This is a genomic window from Mycobacterium sp. 1465703.0 (assembly GCF_001672975.1).
Classification (GTDB): domain Bacteria; phylum Actinomycetota; class Actinomycetes; order Mycobacteriales; family Mycobacteriaceae; genus Mycobacterium.
The window spans coordinates 61140-80077 of sequence record NZ_LZKU01000017.1 but is presented as its reverse complement, the minus strand read 5'-3'; the positions used below and the strand labels follow the sequence as shown (position 1 = coordinate 80077).

General features: G+C 64.1%; 20 protein-coding genes and 1 pseudogene. 14 read left to right on the top strand and 7 right to left on the bottom strand.

What is annotated here, in order from left to right; all coding sequences use genetic code 11:
* Positions 1-110: 110 nt before the first annotated feature.
* Positions 111-923 (top strand): hypothetical protein, encoded by an 813-nt coding sequence (locus tag A5625_RS01575; RefSeq protein WP_232003331.1) that lies wholly within the window; start codon positions 111-113, stop codon positions 921-923.
* Positions 924-1650: 727 nt separating this feature from the next.
* Entirely contained in the window at positions 1651-2628 is a 978-nt protein-coding gene (locus A5625_RS01565; RefSeq protein ID WP_232003329.1) for a ParA family protein, read from the top strand.
* Between the two features lie 373 nt (positions 2629-3001).
* Here the strand turns inward: A5625_RS01565 and A5625_RS29860 are convergent, their stop codons facing one another.
* The 5 genes and pseudogenes from A5625_RS29860 to A5625_RS01550 form a co-directional block, all read right to left on the bottom strand.
* On the bottom strand, positions 3002-3154 hold the full coding sequence (locus A5625_RS29860) for a hypothetical protein (protein WP_232003341.1): 153 nt from the start codon (positions 3152-3154) through the stop codon (positions 3002-3004).
* A gap of 375 nt (positions 3155-3529) precedes the next feature.
* Positions 3530-3691, bottom strand: a pseudogene (locus tag A5625_RS29855) (WhiB family transcriptional regulator); the annotation flags it as partial.
* Positions 3691-4068 (bottom strand): hypothetical protein, encoded by a 378-nt coding sequence (locus A5625_RS29850; protein WP_232003327.1) that lies wholly within the window; start codon positions 4066-4068, stop codon positions 3691-3693. The pseudogene A5625_RS29855 and the gene A5625_RS29850, both read right to left, overlap by 1 nt.
* Before the next feature lie 1563 nt (positions 4069-5631).
* Positions 5632-6174 (bottom strand): hypothetical protein, encoded by a 543-nt coding sequence (locus A5625_RS01555; RefSeq protein WP_066988625.1) that lies wholly within the window; start codon positions 6172-6174, stop codon positions 5632-5634.
* Positions 6175-6304: 130 nt separating this feature from the next.
* On the bottom strand, positions 6305-6589 hold the full coding sequence (locus A5625_RS01550) for a transcription factor WhiB (protein ID WP_066988624.1): 285 nt from the start codon (positions 6587-6589) through the stop codon (positions 6305-6307).
* A gap of 223 nt (positions 6590-6812) precedes the next feature.
* On the opposite strand from A5625_RS01550, the gene A5625_RS01545 reads away from it, so the two are divergent.
* Positions 6813-7505 (top strand): XRE family transcriptional regulator, encoded by a 693-nt coding sequence (locus tag A5625_RS01545; protein ID WP_369829965.1) that lies wholly within the window; start codon positions 6813-6815, stop codon positions 7503-7505.
* Positions 7506-7749: 244 nt separating this feature from the next.
* Here A5625_RS01545 and A5625_RS01540 read toward each other — a convergent pair whose 3' ends face one another.
* Positions 7750-8283, bottom strand: coding sequence for a hypothetical protein (locus tag A5625_RS01540; protein WP_066988622.1), 534 nt, complete (start codon positions 8281-8283; stop codon positions 7750-7752).
* Between the two features lie 25 nt (positions 8284-8308).
* Positions 8309-9352 carry a phosphatidylserine/phosphatidylglycerophosphate/cardiolipin synthase family protein gene (locus A5625_RS01535; protein WP_197515917.1) on the bottom strand — a complete coding sequence of 348 codons (1044 nt, stop codon included), beginning with the start codon at positions 9350-9352 and terminating at the stop codon, positions 8309-8311.
* A gap of 156 nt (positions 9353-9508) precedes the next feature.
* On the opposite strand from A5625_RS01535, the gene A5625_RS01530 reads away from it, so the two are divergent.
* The 11 genes from A5625_RS01530 to A5625_RS01485 all read left to right on the top strand — a co-directional run bounded on the left by A5625_RS01530 (position 9509) and on the right by A5625_RS01485 (position 18667).
* Positions 9509-10645, top strand: coding sequence for a hypothetical protein (locus A5625_RS01530; RefSeq protein ID WP_197515916.1), 1137 nt, complete (start codon positions 9509-9511; stop codon positions 10643-10645).
* Between the two features lie 113 nt (positions 10646-10758).
* On the top strand, positions 10759-11448 hold the full coding sequence (locus tag A5625_RS01525; RefSeq protein WP_066988619.1) for a DUF4226 domain-containing protein: 690 nt from the start codon (positions 10759-10761) through the stop codon (positions 11446-11448).
* Between the two features lie 36 nt (positions 11449-11484).
* Positions 11485-11820 carry a hypothetical protein gene (locus A5625_RS01520; RefSeq protein WP_066988618.1) on the top strand — a complete coding sequence of 112 codons (336 nt, stop codon included), beginning with the start codon at positions 11485-11487 and terminating at the stop codon, positions 11818-11820.
* Between the two features lie 25 nt (positions 11821-11845).
* A complete protein-coding gene (locus A5625_RS01515; RefSeq protein WP_066988617.1) occupies positions 11846-12595 on the top strand; it encodes an AAA family ATPase in 750 nt (249 codons plus the stop codon).
* 51 nt (positions 12596-12646) lie between these two features.
* Positions 12647-13711, top strand: a complete 1065-nt coding sequence (locus A5625_RS30510) for a C40 family peptidase (RefSeq protein WP_066988616.1) — start codon at positions 12647-12649, stop codon at positions 13709-13711.
* Positions 13712-13783: 72 nt separating this feature from the next.
* Entirely contained in the window at positions 13784-13936 is a 153-nt protein-coding gene (locus A5625_RS29440; RefSeq protein ID WP_197515915.1) for a hypothetical protein, read from the top strand.
* A gap of 22 nt (positions 13937-13958) precedes the next feature.
* Positions 13959-15986: a DUF4226 domain-containing protein gene (locus A5625_RS01505; protein ID WP_066988615.1), complete on the top strand. Its 2028-nt coding sequence runs from the start codon at positions 13959-13961 to the stop codon at positions 15984-15986.
* Between the two features lie 74 nt (positions 15987-16060).
* The gene (locus tag A5625_RS01500; RefSeq protein ID WP_066988614.1) at positions 16061-16363 is read left to right on the top strand and encodes a type VII secretion target; all 303 of its coding nucleotides are present in this window, start codon (positions 16061-16063) and stop codon (positions 16361-16363) included.
* 7 nt (positions 16364-16370) lie between these two features.
* Positions 16371-16667 (top strand): DUF2694 family protein, encoded by a 297-nt coding sequence (locus tag A5625_RS01495; protein WP_066988613.1) that lies wholly within the window; start codon positions 16371-16373, stop codon positions 16665-16667.
* A 9-nt stretch (positions 16668-16676) separates the two neighbouring features.
* Positions 16677-18356: a PPE domain-containing protein gene (locus tag A5625_RS30505; protein WP_066988612.1), complete on the top strand. Its 1680-nt coding sequence runs from the start codon at positions 16677-16679 to the stop codon at positions 18354-18356.
* On the top strand, positions 18353-18667 hold the full coding sequence (locus A5625_RS01485) for a hypothetical protein (RefSeq protein ID WP_066988611.1): 315 nt from the start codon (positions 18353-18355) through the stop codon (positions 18665-18667). Before A5625_RS30505 ends, A5625_RS01485 begins: the two co-directional genes overlap by 4 nt.
* The last annotated feature ends 271 nt before the right edge of the window (positions 18668-18938 follow it).

Sequence of the window (18938 nt, the reverse complement as noted above, 5' to 3'; positions counted from 1 at the left end):
CGGTAAACAACACACGGATGTCGTTACCCGGCCGCCCTATGCGTCAGTGAAATACTGACAGGGTGGCCGCCCGACCCAAGGTGCACAGACATGAGGTCGGTGCGGCCATTGTGAGGATCGCAAGGAGGCGGGCGAAAGTCGAGGACCGGTACCGCGAAAAGCTGCCTGACTCACCGGAATCCGACCCCCGCGAAGTCCTCGACTACCTGCAGAAATACAGCCACCGGGAGATCCCCCGATGGGTGTTGCAGGCAGACGTCTGTGACGCCCTGACGCTCAACAACTGGCTGTGGTGGGAGGATCGCCGGCGCGAGCTCCACTTCTTGAAGGCCGGACGCGATCGTGGCATTTTCCTCTCACAGCTCGGATCGCAGGTGGGAGTGGGCAAGCAAGGCGTTCTCGATCGCATCGACCGGCTCGAGTGTCTGCTGCGCTATGACCGTCCCGACGAGAAGATCGCCCGAGACTCGCGCCGCGCAGAACGCGAGCGCTGCGAGCGGTTACCCGTCGAGGCGGCCTGGCTGGCCAACCACCGCGACGAATTGCGGGCGGTCATCGCCGGTCTCATCGAGCAAGCCGCGCGCTTCAACGTCGAGGACCGAGACTGGATCGACGAGCTGGCCGTTGATGAACGAAGCGGCTTCACGCCAGCGACCATGGTGATTCTCGGCCTGGCCGCATCCGAGCTGCGGACAGCGCCCGCCGTGCTGAGTTTGGACAGCACCCGCCCGTACGCGGTACATACCCTGCTTGCTCGCGCCGATCAGCTGCGCAGCCGGTTCGCCCAGTTGGGCTCCGATGCGGTTGATGGACGGTCCCCTCGGCAGGTCGAGCATGCTCACGAGAGCCACGATCGGGGGCCGAACGCGCCGGCGCGCGCTGAGTGTGAGCGGGCGCTCGATCGAGGCGCTGTCGGGAATTAGTGGCGGCCGTCTTAACCGCGGTTAAGACGCAGCAGTCTCATACCTCCCGGATGTCAGCCGGATTCCTACGCCGGCCAGGCGGTTAGGTGCCCAGCCCATGAGTAGCGAACCGGCGGTCGATCGGCGTTACGCCGTATCACTCCCCGTCCCAATGAGCCCAGCGGGCGGCCCACTCGTGCAGCGGCTCAGAGCCAGCAGGCCAAGGCCGATCGAGCACCACTCCCCCATTGTCGACCCGGCGTGCGCCGTCACGGCCCCAAGCCGCAGAGTCTGTGGGCAGCCCCGATTGGACGGCTTTCGTCACGGTGACGCCGATCTTCAGCGGGTGGTCTCGGGGTGCGGCTTATCTGTTCCGCGCGCTCTAGGCGATACTCCATCACCGGATGATCGGGTCACTCGATCACCACATCGCAATATCACCAGAAGATCAAATCGCAGCGCCGCACCATCATCGAATCACCGTGTCAGTCGATCACTATGTGAGTGAATCACGACCGCACTTGGTGATGCAGCGATCGGGTGATGGAATCACACAGGCACTGAATCGCCCGATCGCCTCATCACTACGCGACTCGATCACCCTGCACCCCGATCACTGGATCGCTTGATCATCCAGTGACACAGTCACCGCATCTCCGAAGCACCACGCAACTCGGTGACTCGGTGATTCGATGATTTCCTCACCGCATCACCGCATCACCGCATCACCGGATGACCAGATGACCGAATGACCGGAAAACACGATCACCTGGTCGCGACGTCACTCGATGACGCCGTCACCTCGCCACGGGGTCATCCCGTCACGTCATCACCCAGCGATCACATCACGCCGACACGCCATCGCCAGATCACCCAGACACATGGTCACTTTGGTGTAATAGATGAGGCGAATGTTAAAGGAGTGATTATCGTGAAAGCGGAAGTGATTGCGATCGCTAATCACAAGGGCGGGGTAGGGAAGTCCTTCACCGCAGTGAACCTTGCCGCCGGCCTGGCACAAGCCGGGTGGCGCACCTTGCTCACCGACTGTGACCCTCAAGGCAATTCGACGTCGATGTTCGACCCCGACGACGACGTCGAGTTCGACATCTATGACTTGATCGGCGAGGGCGCACCGATCGATAAGGTCCGGCGTAAGACGCGCTTGGAGAATCTCGATCTCGTTCCCTCCACCCTTGCTGTCGCCAAATTGGACCAGGAGCTCGTGACGATGCACCGGCGCGAGGAGCAGTTGGCGATGGCGCTTGCGCCGGTGTATCAGGACTACGACGCGATCGTGCTCGACCTTTCGCCGAACCTGGGCCAACTGGTGATCACCGCGCTCAACGCTGCTGACTGGTTCGTCGTGCCGACCGATGCCAGCAAGTGGGGTAGGCGAGGGGTCAACATGTTCTTGGAGTGGTCTTCTACGCTGCGACAGCATCGAGTTCTTTCGGCAGCCTTCCTGGGTGTCCTGCTGACGAAGTACGAACCGTCAACGCTGATCAGTCGGGAAACTCTGCATGCGCTGCGCAATGATGGGCTTCCCATTTTTGCAACGATGATCCCGAAACGTACTGCGGCCGAACGGATGGTCTCCGACCAGGTGGTCCTTGGAGACCTTGAAGCCGATCCGGATCTGGCGCATGCGTACGCGAGTTTCACCGTTGAAGTGATGACCCTCGTTGATGAGGGCCGACGGAATCGAGGAAAGCATCATGCCTAAAAAGGACACCGCCGCCGCCGTACTCGGCATGTTGTCGACCGCTGGGGCCCAGACCCGCAAGACGGCTGAGAGCGCCGAGGCCCCTGAGCAGAATGTACCGCCACTCGCCGTCACAGTGACGGAAAGTAGCCCTGTGTCCGCAAGCGCGCTGCCACCAGCTCGTCGGCCTTCCGCCGCAGCCGAGGTCAAGGCTCCTCGCACTCTGAGGCTGCGATCGACCACCGCGGAGCGGCTTCGTCAAGCGTGGTTGCATGCTAAACGCGACGACGTGCTGCTCACCGCACAGGATTTCGCTTCGGATCTCGTGGAGGATGCACTGGCGCGGCGACGGCGGATGACCGCGCGTGCCGCAGATTAACCGCGGTTAAGGCTCTCAGGCGGTCTGCACGTCTGTGCGGATCTCGGTCAGCCACCCGTCGCGCTCAAACAGCACCCATCGCGATGCGCGCCAGTGAAACGGTATCGACGTTGGATCCCGGTGGGCGTCGATGACATAACCGGACCATTGCGCCAGGCGTGGTTCCATGCACGTTATGGTGTCTGCGCATGCCACGCAGGCGGCGAACACTTCTGTGGGGGAGAGGTTTTCAGTCAGATCCCGGGTGGGGCAGCGGCTCACGAGACGATCGAAGGTGTAGTGGCAGCCCTCGGTGAAAACCTCACAGCTACCCGAGCTCCGCGCTAGCACTCGCGCCGCCGTCGAGCGTGAGGCGATAGGTGCCGCCGGCCTCACTAGTGGCGTATAGGCCGGGGGGTGGTGACTGTTGGTTTCGTCATGCAGCGGCGGGCGAGGTTCTGCCGGCTCAGGATCGCCGCCGTCGGCGAGTCTGAGATTCTCGGCGATGGCCTCGAGGTAGGGCGCCGCGTCGTGGTGGTGTCCGTCGATCCAGACGCCTGCCCAAACGCCCCACGAAGCCTTACATTTCAACGCCTCTCGAGCACACCACGACCGTACCGGGCACTGAACGCATTCAGCCAGTGCATCGCCACGGCGCCGCCGGTCAAACCACCGCTCGGGATCGCGTCGGCAGGCCACTTTGGGGCGAACAGGGGAATGGCTCATCATGGGTTGTCCCGAAAGGGTTCCTCGTAGCGACGACGCAGCCTTCGTTCCCGTATCTTCTCCAAGGCTTTTCGGGCCGCTGCGCGCCCCGGGCCCGACAACGCTTCTCGGCCGGCCTCGCGCGCCTTCCGGTTAGCTTCGCGAGCGGCGAGTTGCGCGGTGATGCGTGCCCGTGCCTGCTCGACCTCTTCTTGCTCTCGAGCGACGTCATAGGCCGAGGGGCGGTTGGTCAGGTCACCGTGTGCAGCGAGTATGGCCCCGAGTAATCCGATGGGTTTATGCGGGCTGTCGGGTATCCAATGTCCGGTGCCCACCCAGTCTTGGATGAGGGTGTTGAGATCCCGCGGTGTCCAACCGTGCTGGGCGGCCTTAGTCACGACTTTCGCCCAGGGAGTGCCGGTCCGATACCGACGTGCCCACGGCGGGCTTTGCTCGCTACGTACCCAATTGTTTGCCAGAGCCAGCCCTTTGGGATCGAGGCTGGTGCGCCGCGGAGCGGCGCTGCGACCGGCGGCGGAGCGCCGGTGTCGGGTCGTAAGTAATGATTTACGGGAGGGTTTTTGGGTTAAAAGAGACCCTCCGGGATGGGGTGACAGCGCTTGAATTCGGCAGTCATGTAAGGCCCACACCGAAGCCCATCCGCGGCCTTTGTCCCCAACCCGCCAGCTTGCGAATCGTTCGGCCCTGGTGCGCTGCCGACCACGCATGACTTCGGTCGCAACTCCCAAGAGCCGCAGTGCGGTTGAGGCACGCTGCACTGTCCGAACGGAAAGGTGGGTCATTTGCGCCAGCCGTGCGTTGGTGGGTCGACAGTTGCGGCCGGTGCGGTGGTCGGCGAAAGACGCGCGTGCCTCAGCCACGGCGACAAGGGTTTTCAAGCTGACGGGGTTGTTGGGCATGACAGGACGTACGTGGGTGTCGTAGCGCAGCTTGTACGCCATCGGCACCGTGGTCTGCGCCCACCGTTGGGCCCGCCCACTCCAGCACGGAATGGCCGCCCAAATCACGTCGAGTTCGAGAACGATATTTGGGACGCGATCGAAGCAGTGGCTGCCTGCGCGTTGAATCCATAACGGCGCGGTTCGGGCGGTGCCGCGACGGCGGGCGCCGGGGGTGCTGCCGCGATAGGGATGGGTGACAGTTCTGGTGGATCCACGGGACGCGGTAACTAGACCGTTTTCAGGGCGTGCGCTACCGTGGAATGCGTCTTTCATGACGATTCCCTTCGAGGTGGGGATTTTCGCGAGAGCACCCAATTGGTTCGAGTTGCAGCTCGAACCGGCTGCCCTCGGCCTGACGGCCGGGGGTTTTGCCGTTTAGGGGCTCTTATCTGCGCTTTATTTACGTGGTATTGCGGTGATTTCGGGCGGCCACTAGCGTCGCGGCCAGGTGTGTCCTCTCACTAGGGTCGAAGTTTTCCCATACCGGCGGATATCCGCCGGGTATTCGATGGCGGATATCCGCTCGGCGCTAGCATGCCTCATTCGACCTCGATTCCCTCGGTGACACGCCGCACCATCCGTCACAGCCGTCACTTTGCGGTGCGGCGCGGTTGACCTCCCATAACGGGCCCTTACCCACGCTGTTAGGGCATCGGCAGCCAGCGCGACCTTCGCGGGTATGGAGCGCAACACTTTTCACTGTGAGCGATTGATCGCGTCGGCAGCCCATGTTCTTCTGCTCGCGACGCGGCGCAGCCTGCTGGAGTGTCGTGACGCTTGCGTCCCGGACCGGCCCACGATAGTTGGCCGAGCTGGCCTTGGTGCAACAGCAACAATCCACGGCACTTTTGTCCCCTTGGTCGTCTGTGCGGCGCCGCGGTCTGGTGGTGTGTTGGGAGGCATTGGCCTGCATCACAATTCCTGTGCGTGCGTTGCGATCTCTGCTGGCAGTGCCGGGGCGGTCACTAGCAAGAACGTGCGACAGCAGTGACGGTGACATCATGGTTTGCGTGGTCGCGCAGGGGATTCCGTTTCGGTTATCGCCGGCCAAATGGCCCTGTTGTGGCCATCGGCATGCCAGGGGCAGGCCTGGCCGCCGTCGCGTATTGGGGCTTCGCAGACCTGCGTGTGATGCCACGGGCAGCCGCGGTCGTAACGGCGTACGGCCTCTTGAAGGCTGGGGTGGGCGGGGACGTCCAGTGCGATGGTGCCGGTGATGCCGTGATAGTGCAGCGCACTGGTGGGGATGTCCAATTCCGCTAATTCACCTGCCAGAGTTGGTAATTCGTTCGGGGGCAGCGCGTTAAGAGGTGGGCTGAAGTTGCCGACGCCCCAGTGCACGGTGGGCAGGTCGACGACGATGAGCGGGTTGCCGTCGGCGCTGACCGGGACGAAGCGCAAGGTCCGTTCGGTGGTGATGAGCTTGGCGCCACGGCGTTCCACCAGGGCGTCCGAGGGTTGTTTGGTGGCATAAAGCCAGCGCAGCCCGGCGCGCAGCGCCGATTCCAGGGCTGGTGGGGCGGGGGTGAGGATGGTGGTCATGTGGACCTCCTGGGTAAGGAAGGCCCCGGCGGATGGTGTCGGGGAACCCAGCCGATTGCGAATGGTGTGACGGTTGTGCCACGGCGGAATCGATGCGCGGGCAGCGACACTGGTCGCTGGGTGGCGCCGGTTAGGGGATGGTGGGCTGATCGGCATAGCCGGCGTAAGCGGCCAGCGATTGCAGTTGGCGCAACGCGAACATGCGCGTGCGACCCTCTTTCGGGACGTGCACCCCGGCGACTAAGCCTTCGATACCTGGGGTGTGCAGGGCTTCCTTCGCGCACAGCCATCGGCGGGGGCACCCTCGGCACAGGGCCTTGAGGGTGGGGTCGTTGCCGCCGTCGGCCCAGCGGTCTGGGTCGGCCACGCAGGGGCTGGCGGTGAGTACGGGTGGTAGTTCCAAAATGACGGTCACGGTCGCTCCTCCCACTGAGCGTTATCACTAGATGGGCGCTAACGTTAGCGCCATAACGTAAGCACTGCAAGCATAAACATAAGCGTGCAGCCGACTACGTGTAAGCGCTAACGTAAGCAGCAAACGTAATCAGCAATACAGACGTGTCGCTGACCAGCTCTATGGGGCTACGCCAGGCAACCGATACACTGACGCGATGCACGACGACGCGGACACGGTCGGCGTGGCCCGCGCCGGTGCGGCGTTCGCCGCCCGCCGGGAAGAACTGGGCATTTCACAGCGCCAATTGGCAAAGCAAGGAATCATCGGCGCGCCCAATTTGATCGCCTTTGAAAAGGGGCGGTCGTGGCCCCGTGAACGCACCCGAGCCAAGCTCGAGCAGGTTGTTCAGTGGCCGCCCGGCACGCTCGCCAAACTATATGACGGCAGAACAGCCGTCGTAAGCGGCGCTATCGAACCAGTCCGCAACGAGTCCGAGGCCGGCACGGTGATTACGGACGCAGTTACTGTGGCGGTCGAACAAGTACTGGCCTCGGCCGATGCGCTTCCCGACGACCACGAGGAGGCCTTTCCAGAGCGCGTGCGCCGGGTGCTTGCCGACCTACGCACCGTAGAGGCGATCACGGCACGCGCGGTGCGCAGCAGCCAAGGCTCACCAGAGGTGATTAAGGCGTTGCGGCTGGTCCGACAGCGATACGGCGATCTGATGGTGCGGGCGGCGGCGGCCCCAGGCGCCACGCTGGGCCAGCGGCTCTACACCGCGCGGACGGGCGCTGCTTTCAGCGTCGCCGAGGCCGCAGGCGCGATGGACGTCGCACCGGATGTGGTTGTGGCCGCTGAATACGAACAACCCGTCACCGCGGGGGACGAGCGCCGCATCGAGGCGCTGATCGCCGAGCTCACCGACGAAACCTAGATAACACTCGACCCCGGCGCCGGGACTGTTTAGTTGTGCGGGGCGCCGAGCAGCGCGCGTCTTGCTGTCCAGACATCAGCGTAAGACTCAACGCGAAGAGGGACCAGGTCTGGAACTGTGAGACTACGGGCCTGATTCCTGTTCGGACTCACCAGATCTGGCAGCTGCTGCGCTTCGCTTAAGCAAATCACGCAGCCCGGGAGCATCGGCATTGTGAGCGTGCTTCACCGCCCGGGCGGTGTCCTCAAGCAACGTGTACTGCTGCGGCGCCGTTTGTCAGGCGGGCGATCGCGATCTCAAAGAGCGCGTGGACACTATGCAGGTTGGCGTCACTGTTGAAATCGCACAGCGTGGTCGACGGCGGCAGGCCTGCTCGCAAGGCCGCGACCAGAAGGGTGTACGGCACAGCCATGCCGGTGTTGCGCCACGCCAGTGCGAGGCATCGATAGACGTCGCGTGATGCCCGGTTCCATTGCTGGGCGGCAAGGCGCTGCGCGGCGCGCAGAACGGCGACGAGGTCGGCCATCAGCGGCTCGGACAGCGATGTGCGAACACGGGCCAGTAATCCGATGCCGCTGTTGATCGGAGTGGCGGCCATGCGGTAGGCGGCCTGGAGTAAGGCTGCGAGGTCCTCGATGGATTTTCCGGCGCTGTCTTGCCCGGGGACGGTGACGTTGGGGCCGGAGATTGTGACGCACCAACCGCCCGACGACACTGTGGTGACATGCCCTCGTTTGAGGTCCTCCGCGTGCTCGACAGTGATGTTCGTCGTCATCATGGTGAAGTCCTTTCGATCAGGGAGCCTAACGTTCTGAGCTGGGGGCGGGAGCCGCCTGTTGGTAGTCGTGTTCGAAGGTGGTGGCGATGGCCGCCAGGACGTCAGGGGCGCAGCTCTGGTCGAGGTGGAGGGACAGTTCGCGGTTGTCGCGCAGGCTCGCAGTGGACAGGTTGTGACTGCCGATGATCAGCGAGTTGTGGTCGGTGAGCAGTAGCTTTTCGTGCATGTACAGCGGTGCGCCAGAGCGGGGTAGCAGGTGCACTGAGCAGCCGGCGGCTGAGACTTGGTTGATGGCCTGGTTCCATGCCGGGTCTTCGGTCAGCACGATTCGGCAGGCCACGCCGCGGCGGGCGGTGTGGGTGATCGCGGTCAGTATCGCGGCGTCTTTGAGTTCTTCTGTGGTGATGTCCAAACTGGTGGTGGCCGCGGCGATCTGGTCTACGAAGGGTCCTCGCCCGGCGGGAGACCACACGAGGCGTTGACCTGGCGTGGCGGGGGTGGCCGAATGGGTGGGGCTGCGCAAGGCGCCGTAGTCGTCGTCGAACGTCGCTCTGATCGGGTCGACGTCGGCGGGGGACGTGGTGACGACAAAGGCATCGCGGCTCGATCGGTAATATTTCCGAACGAGATTGCCGGTGCCGACCACTGCTGAGGTGTCGTCGATCACGAGGACTTTCTCGTGGTAGATGGTGTCCGATGGCGCCCATGTCACGTCGATACCAGCGTCGTGCAGGTTGGTGTAGGCGGTCTGGTTGGTCTGGCGGCCGTGGAAGGCCGCATCGAGGAGCACTTGCACCTTGACGTGGCGTTGGCGCTGCGCGGCGATGAGCGCTTGCACAACGGCGTCGTCGTTGAGTTCGTAGACCAACCGCACTGAATGGGTTGCCGCACCGATCATGTCGGTGATCGGTGCGTAGCCGGCGTCCGGTTCTTGAATCAGCCGATAGGGTCCGGTGGTGTTACCTACGACGTGGCCAGGTGCGGGTGTGGCGGCGGAGTTGACGCTGCAGCCGACACACAGCGACAACACCGCAGCGGCCGCTGCAACGCCAGCCCGGTGCAATCTCATGTCTGGATCGTATTGGGGTGCATAGGTATTGCCGTGCGCTAAATTGTGCAGCCGCCGCGTACGCCAGACCATATAATGCGGGGGCTTCGCGGATCGGTGGTGAAGACGGCCGAAATGGTGCATCTGGTGGGGTGTGGGGGCGTTGATACTTGATGTGTGTCGATTGAGGCGCTGGTTAGGCACGTGGGCCAGGTGCTGCACCGTGGGCATGCGTTGTTCGGCCAGCCGGGCTTTGGTGGCGGGGTGGCCGCCGGGCACAGTGGTTCAGCGCTGGCCGGTGCTGCGGAGTTGGTGCGCCACAGCCACCACCGCATGTCGGGGTTATCCGGTGCGCTGCCGGCGACCTATCACACCTTCGCCGCCGACGCCGGCCCCGGCTTGGGGACTGTCTCAACTGCCGATAACCGGCTGGGCACCCAGATACATGATGCGGTGCAGGTGGATTGGACGGGCCGAACCAACTCAGGCAATGTCGTCAACGGCGCCGCCAACGACACCACCACGTTGGCCCCGGTCTCGTCCACCCCGGCCGGCCAACGCGCCCTCATCGCCACCCTGCGCGCCCGCGTCGCCCAACAACAACACCTCGTTGAGGAATACACCGCACGTGATGCGCGACTGGCAGCGGTGCTGCGCTCGCTTTCATACGGCCGCGGCCGGATGCCCATGGGCGGAATGCCTTTCGGCGCAGGGGGAGGCGCCCGCGGCGGCGGCGCAGGCGGCGGTGGCGGATTGAGTGGCCTAGGCGGGTTAGTCAGCCCGATCGCCGCACTCGGCCGCCGATCGGGTGCACGGCCTGGGACAACCGCGGGGTTGCGGGCGCCGACGGGGCCGGTCGGGACCCCACTGGGTGCGCTAACGCTTAATTCGAGTCCACGCGAGGTGGCATCGGCCATCATTCATGAGGCCCAGCGTCGCGGCTACTCCCCATACCAGACGACGGCGATTTTGGCTGACGCCATGCAGGAAAGTAATTTGAATCCGCGGGCGAAGAGTCCGAACGGTTTGTGGGAAGACATTTTTCAGCAAGACGCATCATATCCGGGTCGGCGTAATCCGAACTTGGCGATCTCGGAGTTTTTTAATCGGCTCGACCATCACGGCGGACCGCGATCACCCGACATTTGGAAATCGATCTTCTGGCTCCAACAACGGCCCGGAGAGCCATCCGCTCAAGCGGCGTATTCCCATGGCCGACAAGGGTATTTAACCGAGATTATGCGACAGCACCAAAGAGCCACCGCCATGTACCACGACATCGTCGGTGGTGGCGGCGGCGGCGTCATGGTCTGAGCGGCGACGGGGCCGCAGATACCGATAGCCGCACGTGCCGACAGCAACGGATTTGATGAGTAATTGAGGTGAATTTTGACACCACCGCAGTCGGTAGGCCGGATAATCGTTGTATGTCGCTTGTGCAGACCTGTGTTGGTGTGCAGGCCGCGATCGCGCGCGCCCGCGCGTTGTTTGGTCCGGCGATCGGCGTGGGCGATGCCCAGACTTCGACCCTCATCGCCGACGCGGTGCAACTCGCCCGGGAGGGGCGTGACCGTACGCTCGAGATGGCCGGCGGATCAGGGCTGCCGTCCTACCGCGACATGGTGGACCGGTCGATCCCACCGCTAATGACCGCGTCGACGAGCGACGCGGGCTTGACCACCCGAGTGGTGGACGCCGCCGCGGTGACCAAAGCAGGCGGCGAGCGCCTCGATGCGATCGCCGGCCAGACCCGTGCCACCACCCAGGCCGCCGTCGCCGCGCGTACACCCGCCGAGCAGCGTGCCGTCCTGAGCGCATTACGCGGCCAGCTTCAGCAGGCCTCCCAGGTTGTCCAAACCACCCAGCAGCAGGGTGGTGCGGTAGCCGCTCAGATCCGCGCGCTGAGGTACCCGAAGGACGCGCCCGAGGTTCCGATGCCCGGCGAAGGCCCGGGCGACATATGGGACCCGTCGACGGCGTACAGGTTATTCAACTCGATGAACGAATGTGAGGCCTGGATTACGTTCCGCAGAGTCCTGTATCCCTGGCAGCAATGGGAGTGCCACCTGGCGGGGCCCGGGGGAGTAGCGGGCTCGTTCATCGTCGACAAAGCTTAAAAGCGCCGCATCGTCGCAGACTGAGGAAGGATAGCCATGGTCGATGAACCCGTTTGGAATTACCGAGCGATCATCAGCGCAGCTGACGCCGACGCCCGCGACGAAGTCCGTGACCGGCTCTTTCGAGCGCCGTTTCACATTCGGTCGTACAACGGTGGGACAGTGACCAGCACCGTCTATAGAGCGGCCGACCAACTTGAGCTCTACAACCCAGATCACGTCGTGGATCTCTTTCAGGCGTTTCACGATGCGGGCGCCTATCAATGGGATGCGAAGACACACACCATGTGCGAGGTGGAAGACCCCGACAGTTACGTGCACCGGGTCAAGCGACCCGCCCACATACCTCTAACGCCGGGGGCGCGTGAGTAACAGTGAACTTTGAAAAGGTGGTGCGGTGTCGATCTATTTGAAGCGCATTCGATTAGCGCGCAGCGCAGTCGACGACTTCAACGTCTATCCATTCTCGCTGCCGCTGGTCAGGTCTTTGAGCACGGTGGAGTTCGATTCTCAGGTGACCTTCCTCGTCGGCGCCAACGGCGCCGGCAAATCAACTCTCCTAGAGGCTATTGCCGTGGCGCTGGGCTTCAACGCCGAAGGTGGAAGCCGTCACTTCAACTTCACGACTCGAGCATCCCACTCGAACCTGCACGCCTATCTCGACATTGCACGGGGTACGCGCAAACCCCGCACAGGCTACTTTTTGCGCGCGGAAAGCTTCTTTAATGTTGCGACACAAGTCGATCAGCTTGGCTCCGACATCATCACCGGCGCCTACGGTGGCCGTTCTTTGCATGAACAGTCCCATGGTGAATCCTTTTTGACGCTGATGGTCGAGAGGTTCACCGCTAATGGCCTGTACCTGCTTGATGAACCGGAAGCAGCGTTATCGCCGACGAGCCAGCTGGCCGCGCTAGCACGCATCCACGATCTCGTTCGCGATGGTTCACAGTTTCTGATAGCGACGCATTCGCCGATCCTCATGGCCTACCCGGGCGCGACCATCTACGCGTGCACAGACAGCGGCATCAGCCCAGTCGCGTATAAGGAGACCGAACACTATCGGATCACCCGGGACTTCCTCGATGCGCCTGAACAATTCCTCCGGGAGTTGCTCGACGTAGAGTTACCGAACTCTGCATGCTGAGCCCGAAAAAACGTGCATCTGGTGGGGTGTGGGGGCGTTGATACTTGATGTGTGTCGATTGAGGCGCTGGTTAGGCACGTGGGCCAGGTGCTGCACCGTGGGCATGCGTTGTTCGGCCAGCCGGGCTTTGGTGGCGGGGTGGCCGCCGGGCACAGTGGTTCAGCGCTGGCCGGTGCTGCGGAGTTGGTGCGCCACAGCCACCACCGCATGTCGGGGTTATCCGGTGCGCTGCCGGCGACCTATCACACCTTCGCCGCCGACGCCGGCCCCGGCTTGGGGACTGTCTCAACTGCCGATAACCGGCTGGGCACCCAGATACATGATGCGGTGCAGGTGGATTGGACGGGCCGAACCAACTCAGGCAATGTCGTCAACGGCGCCGCCAGCGACACCACCACGTTGGCCCCGGTCTCGTCCACCCCGGCCGGCCAACGCGCCCTCATCGCCACCCTGCGCGCCCGCGTCGCCCAACAACAACAGATCGTCGAGGCGCACAAGGTTCGGGGCACGCAGCTCGCGGCAAGGATCCGGTCGATGCTCTATGCGCGCCGCAGAGGCGGTATGGGCGGCATGCCGATGAGCGGGATGCCCTTTGGCGGCGGGGGTTTTGGCGGCGGCGGCGGGACACCCATGCTGTCTGGTCTATCGGGGTTGGGTGGTTTCGGCGGCCACGGATCACGCAATCCGCATTCGAGGCTTGTCGACTCATGGAGCGGGGCTAGTAATGTGCCCGGCGAGCCGGGAACGGGGGCGGCCCAGGCGGCGCTAAGTAAACTGGGTCGACCCTACGTGTGGGGCGCGAAGGGCCCCAACAGCTTTGACTGTTCCGGGCTGACGCAGTGGGCATGGCGCCAGGCTGGTGTGCAGCTCGGTGGCGACACGTATTCCCAGATTAAGGAGGGTGTCGCGGTGCCGCCGGGGCAGGTGCGGGCCGGGGATCTGGTTTTCCCCCTTGGCGCCTTCGGTGAGGGTGGCCGCGGCGGGCCTGGGCATGTGCAGTTGGCGATTTCAGATCACCAGGTGGTGCATGCACCGACCTCTGGTGATGTGGTCCGAGTCGCTCCGCTGCCTGGGCGTTACATCGCTCGTCGGCCAGTGCGACCGATGACGGCTTGAGCGCCGGAAATTGTGCAGGAGCGGGTCATCTGACGGGGTTAGGCTCAAATCACCTCCACGAAAGGACCGGCGGTGAATTCACGTTTGGAGCAAGAGGCCCAGCAGGTGTTGGGAGTTGTTTCTCACGCGCGGCATGTCTTTGGCGGCGACGTGCCCCCTACGGAGCCGCCGGTGTTCGCGCCGCGCCGCGATCTTGAAGACGACCTTGGCCTTGGCCACTTCTGACGACGGGGACGGGCGATAATTCATGGGCACCAAGCACTTCGGCGACGACACCTCGTGGGGCGTCTGGGACCACAAGGGCGGCGGCGAGGGGTGGTCAGAGCCGGGTTGGGCGATGCCGTCCGATCACACCCACTACATCAGCAAGCATGACCTGTATTGGGCCCGGGTGTTGGATCATGCGCGACAAACGTATGGCGACCCCAACATTCACTACAGCACTGACAATGTGGGTGATGAACGCCATCTGGTATTCGGCGACGGCACGAGGCTGCCCGCCAACGGGACGGTCGTCTATCACGACGCGGGAACCAAACAGAACTGGGCCCAAAATGATGACGGCACAGTTTCTTTGGTAGGCCCGGACGGAAAGCAGGGACCGCCGATCCCGCCCGCGGGTTACCGTAAGTTGGGTGATCACTACGCACCGGTGAACGCCAATGGCCAGCAGATCGGACCACAGCTGGGCGGTGTTCCCAGTAGCGACAATGGTTTCTATAACGACCCCAAGACCGGGTTGTTGACGCCAAAGAACGCCAACGGCGACTACTACACGCTGGACCCGAACGGCAAGAAGGCGTTCTTCGACAAGAACGGTGCACCGATCAGCGAGGAGCAATTCAACAACGCCAACAAACCGCGCGATCCGGCACCGCATCCCGGCGACGGCGGGCTGGGCACCGATGAGCAGCAGTCAGGGAAAGCCGCTGACACGGTGAAGAAGCTGCAGCAGGAACTGAAGAATCACTACACCAAGATCAGTGACGCCGAGGAGAAACTGTCGGAGGTGCTGCTCAATGCGCACGCCACCACAACCGCGGGTCAGCAGAAACTCAACGACATTCAGAAGAAGATCGTCGAGGCGGTCAACAACCCGACCATGGCCATCGATACGCCGGCCGGTGAGCGGGCGTTTCTGACGTTGCTGCGCAATCAGGTTGGTGCGACGAATGATTTGCTCGCCGCCGGGGGACTGAGCGCTGAGGATCAAAGCAAGGCCGCCCAGGCGCTGGCCGCGTTGTATGCAGCCGACAGTGGTGCCGGCAGCACCGATGATCCACAAAGCCCTGCTGACCCTGGCCCGGGACAATCCGCCCCGTCCCCGGCGCCGAGTGCGCCTGCTGAACCCGACCCGGGCCCGGTTGCCGCTGACCCCGGGCCAGTTGGTGCACCGGATATGTCCGATCCCGGGTTGTCGGACATGCTTGGTGGCGGCCCGCTGGGCAGCGACCCGTTATCGTCGCTGGCCTCGATGTTGCCCGCGCTGGGCAGCCTGGGGGGAGCCGGGGGCAGCCCGCTGGATTCGTTGGGTGGGCTGGCCGGTGCGGCAAGTCCCTTGGCGGGCTTGGCATCTGGCCTGGGTGATCAGGGCAATCACGAGCGGCCCTCAGACACCCCGGATAAGACCGGCGATAGCGCCGAGCATGTCAAAGACGGCAAGGACACCAAGGACGGCAAGACTGACACCACGACACCGCCAGATGGTGCGCAGGGCGCCTATGGGCAGCCGGGGCAACCGGGGCAGCAGGGCCAAAATGCTGGCAACTCCACACCGGCGGATCCACCCACCGCCGCGACGCCGCCTGCTCCGGCGTCGCCGACGGTCAAGTTGCCCGACGGATCGACGTCGACGGCGCGCAGCTCGCAGTCCGCGCAGGCCATCCGTGACTATCTCGCTGGCAAAACCGTCGATGCGGCCTACCGCCAGAACAACATTCAACTGCCGCCGCCTGGGACACCGGTGACCAACCCGGTCGATCCGAGCCGGCTCACGTGTGGGGACTTGGCCATGTTCAAGGACCACTACGTGCCGGTCTTGAGCTCGGTCAAGGCCTACGTCAACGGGCAGGTGGTTCCTCTGGAATCGGTGTCTTCGAGCCCAGACTTTATGGGGTGGATCGACCCCACCGCCGCGGCCGCCAATGCGGTACCCCATGGCGGACCGCCGGCAGCGGCCCAACCGGCACCCGCTATCCCTCCGGTCGCCTCGGCGCCGCCGGGGGGCTCGGCACCTCCGCTGGCAGCATCGGCGCCGGTACCGGCCAGCGGATAGCTGCAAAGGCCATCCATGATTAGCCGCTAGCAGGGACACTGAAATCATCAAGTTAGGAAAGGAACACACCAGCCATGACCGAGCCGATCCGCACCGATCCCGAGGTGCTGCACGAGGTCGCCAGCAACCATGACGAGGTCGTTCGCATCGTCGAAGCCGCGCGCGAACGCGGCGGCGACATCCATGCCGCTGTGGATACCCTCGGCCCGATCATGCACGAAGTTAAAGCGGCAGTCAGTGACGTGTTGATCGATCGCGATAATGCGCTGACGGAGCACGCGAGTCGCCATCGCAACGCCAGCGATGAGCTCCGGCGGGCGGCCTCCACTTACACTGTCGTCGACGAGCAGAATTCCCAGCACCTCCGACAGCTGTAAAGCAACTATGACCACCGATGCCGCCGACCGGGAATACACCGCCAACACCCGCGACGAAACGGTGTGGGTGCGGGTGGCGGGATCGGGTCAGGTGTTGGGGGTCCAGCTGGAGCCGCCGGTGATGGATCTGCGCGGCCACGAAATCGCCGAACGCATCCAGGCCTGCGCCGACGTCGCCTACCTCGAGGGGCAGGTGGCGTTGCGCGGCGAGTTCGAACAGCGCGGCACCCCCGCTGACGCGATCGCCTGGATGGCCACGCACGAGGACCTCGAGCAGGCCCGCACCCGGCTCAGAAATCTCTAGGAACATGCCATGAAGGTCGACGCACCCGGGCTGATTGCCGCTGCGCAGCGGCTGCTCGCCGCGGTGGAAGGCCTGAGCGGAAGCGGAGTACCGCACGCGCCGCTGGCCGCCGACCCGGCATCCCTCGGCGCGGCGACCAGGCTCACCACTGCCGGCACCGAACTGACGGCAGCGCTCGTCGCCCATATCACCGCCCTGGTAGGCACCATTGAGCATCTGACCGGGACGGCGATCACGTTCGTCGAAACCGACGCCAACAACGCGACCGCCCTTGCGACCTTGAACAAGGGTGGGGCTACCGCGGCCGGTGTTCCCGGTTCGGCCCCTGCCGCGCCACCTGTGCCTCCCGATGTGCGAGTACCGATCGGGCCGCCCCCGCCGATGCCCCCAGAGGCCATCTCGGCGGCGGTGCATTCGGGTGATGTCAGCGGCGGGGAACCGTTTATCAACGCCTGGTCGAGGGTCGCCACCGCGACGCATGACGCCTCTCAGTTGATCCGGGACTCCGTGCACCAGTTGCCGGACACCTTGGACGGACCGGTGTCCACGCCGGCGGTCAGCCACCACCTGCTGAAGTTCGCCAAGGGCCTTGAGACCTACAGTAAGCGCGCTCAAACTCTGGTCAAGCAGGCAAATGACCACGCGGACAACCAATTTCAAGTCCGTCAGGCTGTCCCTACTCCGCAGCAATTCACCACCGCTCAACAACGGGTGCACACGATCGCTGTCGCCAATGCGGCTTCCGGGGGTAAACACGCGACGCAGCTGGCTCAGGCGGTCGCTGACAAGAACAAACTCGACACCCAAGCGGTGACCAACTATCCGCCCTATCACGTGCGCACCGCAGCGAACACCAGCGGCCAGGACCCGGGCACCCCGCCCACGGATCAGCCAACGGCCGACCCAACGGATCAAGAGCCGACCACGCCTAAGTCCCCGACCGATCCAACGACGAGCGGCCCCGACGACGGGACGGGTCTGGGCCCAGACCCGTCCGCGGATCCGCTGCCGGAGGAAAGCGGCGGTGCGGCGGGCCTGATACCGCAGCTGCTGCCAGCACTGCTCGGCGGCGCTGGCGGACTGATCGGCGGTGCCCTGGGCGCAGTGACGAAGGGACCGCAGGCTGTCCTACAAGCCGGCGAACAGGCGATCCAGGCGGCGACCCAAGGCTTGTCAAGTCTGGGGGAGCCGAAAATGGATCCCCCGGGAATGGGAAGTGAGTCGGCCCCGGGCGGTGGGGACCCGGCCGGCGGTGGGGGCGGCGATCCCGCACCGACCACGCCGGCCAGCGGTGCGGGAGAGCTCAGTGTTGCCCCGTCAATCGGCGCCCCGCCAACCCCGGCGGTCACACCGGTGGGCGCCACAGAGGGCTCTGGCCCTGGCGGCGGCCCGTCGGGGGGCGGTGGCCCGATGGGCATGCCGATGGGCGGCATGGGTGGTCTCGGCGGGGCACCTGGAGGTGCCGGTGCTGGCGGCAAAGGTGATAAGGACAAGGAACGTAAAGTCGTCGTTCGCGACATCCCGCACACCGAGGACGTCACTGGTCGCGTTGACACCAGCCGGCTGTCGGTGGCTTCCGCCGCGACCCAGCGGGATCGGAACCCTGAACCGCCCGACGATGACCCACCCGATGTGTCCGGCCCGGTCGTGCGCCGCCTGGTGACCCGCCCGCCCAAGGAGCCGTCGTGACCCTCAGCGCCGACGACGAGTTCAACAACCTCGGCGATGCCGAGAAGGTCAAGTACAACCAAGCCGAAACCGCGGCGACCTTAGCGCAGCTCGATAACCTGCTCAACGAGCTCGACAGCCTGCGGGCCGGCGTCGATGACCCCGAAGGGCTGGTGTCGCTGACGCTGGGTTTCGATGGGCGCCTGCTCGAGGTGCGGATCGCCGACGCGATCGGCAACGTCATGACCAATCTGCAGCTGGAGAAAAAGCTCAACAGCCTTTTCGCCGCCGGCAACAAAGGCGTCGATGAGATGCGCGGCGAAATCCTCTAACTGCACGCACTAGCCCCCGATCTTCGGGTCGCAAAGCGAACACCCCATCCGAAAAGTAATCCACGCGCACACGAGACCTGTTGGTAGGCAAGAAAAGTTGAAAGGGCTCGGCTGAAGTGGGAGGTCGCCGAGCCCTTTCAGCCACACCGTGGTGGGGCGTCTCTAACCCTACAGCTCTTGAAATGCCCGCCGTGCACAATCTTTCACACGCTCCAGGCGAATCCCCGTCAGCGACAGTTAATCTGAGTGTGGACCCGCGCACCGGGAGTGA